2 protein-coding genes are annotated in these 1,470 nt (G+C 35.0%); both read right to left on the bottom strand.

Translation table 11 applies throughout. The features are described 5' to 3' along the window. Window positions 1-573, bottom strand: a 573-nt coding sequence (locus AB5935_RS25970; protein WP_368327869.1) for a hypothetical protein, incomplete at its 3' end; no start/stop codon positions are given. Continuing rightward, a complete protein-coding gene (locus AB5935_RS25965) occupies window positions 570-1,304 on the bottom strand; it encodes a hypothetical protein (protein WP_368327868.1) in 735 nt (244 codons plus the stop codon). The genes AB5935_RS25965 and AB5935_RS25970, both read right to left, overlap by 4 nt. Window positions 1,305-1,470 lie beyond the last annotated feature (166 nt).

Raw genomic sequence — 1,470 nt, 5'->3', positions numbered from 1 at the left:
AGTAAGATCCTGCCCCAATTCTTTCAACTGCGATATGTAGTCTATATCACCATCTTTAAGTGCTGCGGTAAGGTTGGCATTGAAAGTCTCAACACCTTTTCGAATACCTGCTATGACTTCATGTGCATCCTCTGCAAAGGTACCCGAACGCTGTGCTAGATAGAAGTTAACAAGATTTTCGTCAATATTCAATTCCGAATTTTCAAACTCGTTGTAAACTGTGGAGAGCTCCTGAACTTTCAGTGCTTCTTCTTTTGTAAGATTGATATTCATATTAGTACTGTTTTTAAATGTTATTATTTCATCTTGTACCTCTATAGAGTCATCGCTCTCCTCTTTTCTATCCTCATCCACCATATTTTTTTCTTGATTTATAAAATCAGACTGCTCTTCGTTCACACCAAGCATCTCACTAGCTTCTTCCGTATTCATTTCATAATTAAGGATAGAAGCATGAAGAGATGCAGGTATTTCTTTGCTTTCAATGAGTTGCTTCTCTACTTCAACCATATCTGATTGAGAAAGAGTATTGCACACGAATTTATTAAAAATAATATCATCAATACGTTTCATTTTTCTTGCTTTTTTTGTTCATTATACTTAATAAGTAGATGCTTCAATGCATATCCTTTCATCAAAGACATTGCATCTTGGCGTTGCTTGACTGTCCAATTTAATTTGACTTGGTCGCTTGTCATCCCATCTTTTGCAATAGGATGAATCATCCTCTCAACCATCGGATATGCTTCGATAGCCGGCATCTTTGCTATAACAAGATATGTCAAAACCAACTTATCACGCTCGCTCAGCTGTGCAAATGCTTTTCTCATGCGAATTTGAGTTATACTTTCACCCTCTTCTTCTACTTGATCACATAACAATAGAGACTCATAATCTTTATATTCGAATAATTCATCTTCTTGATTTTTTCTCATTTTTTCCTTATTTGCCAATTTATAAAAATATCGGCATGCTATAGTAGAAGTATAAGTCTGCAATTTGCAATCCTTGGCATCATAAAGAGATACACGATGCCATTCGGGCTTTGGACCATTATCTGTATCAACTATTGGATAAGATAAGAATAGGTAGTAGTCCGTATATGAATTCTCTCCCATAATCTTATTAATCCTTTCCACAATTTTTGTACACATCGGACCCAGATAATAGTTAACCACTACTTCATAGTTGTTTACTACACGGCGTGCCAGTTCGATATTTGCCTTATACTCCGGATCATCGGTAAGCCTTTGTTTTAATTCATCCCAAGACATCCCTTTCCAATTACAATCATTCTGTATCATTACCCGACCTTCCATACGTACTTAATTTATACTTAAATTACTTGTTACTATACATGAGAAAATTGTTATAATCTGTATAATATAGCCTGAAAAAGGAGAGTCATTCTTTTATCTCTATTGAGGGAAGTTTGAACTATCTCTTAAACTTTATACCTATCACTACTTA

The organism is Phocaeicola sp. RTP21198st1_B8_RTP21198_201120, assembly GCF_040929485.1.
GTDB classification, from domain to species: domain Bacteria; phylum Bacteroidota; class Bacteroidia; order Bacteroidales; family Bacteroidaceae; genus Phocaeicola; species Phocaeicola dorei.
The sequence above is the reverse complement of the archived record's forward strand: the minus strand, read 5'-3'. Positions and strand labels throughout refer to the sequence as shown.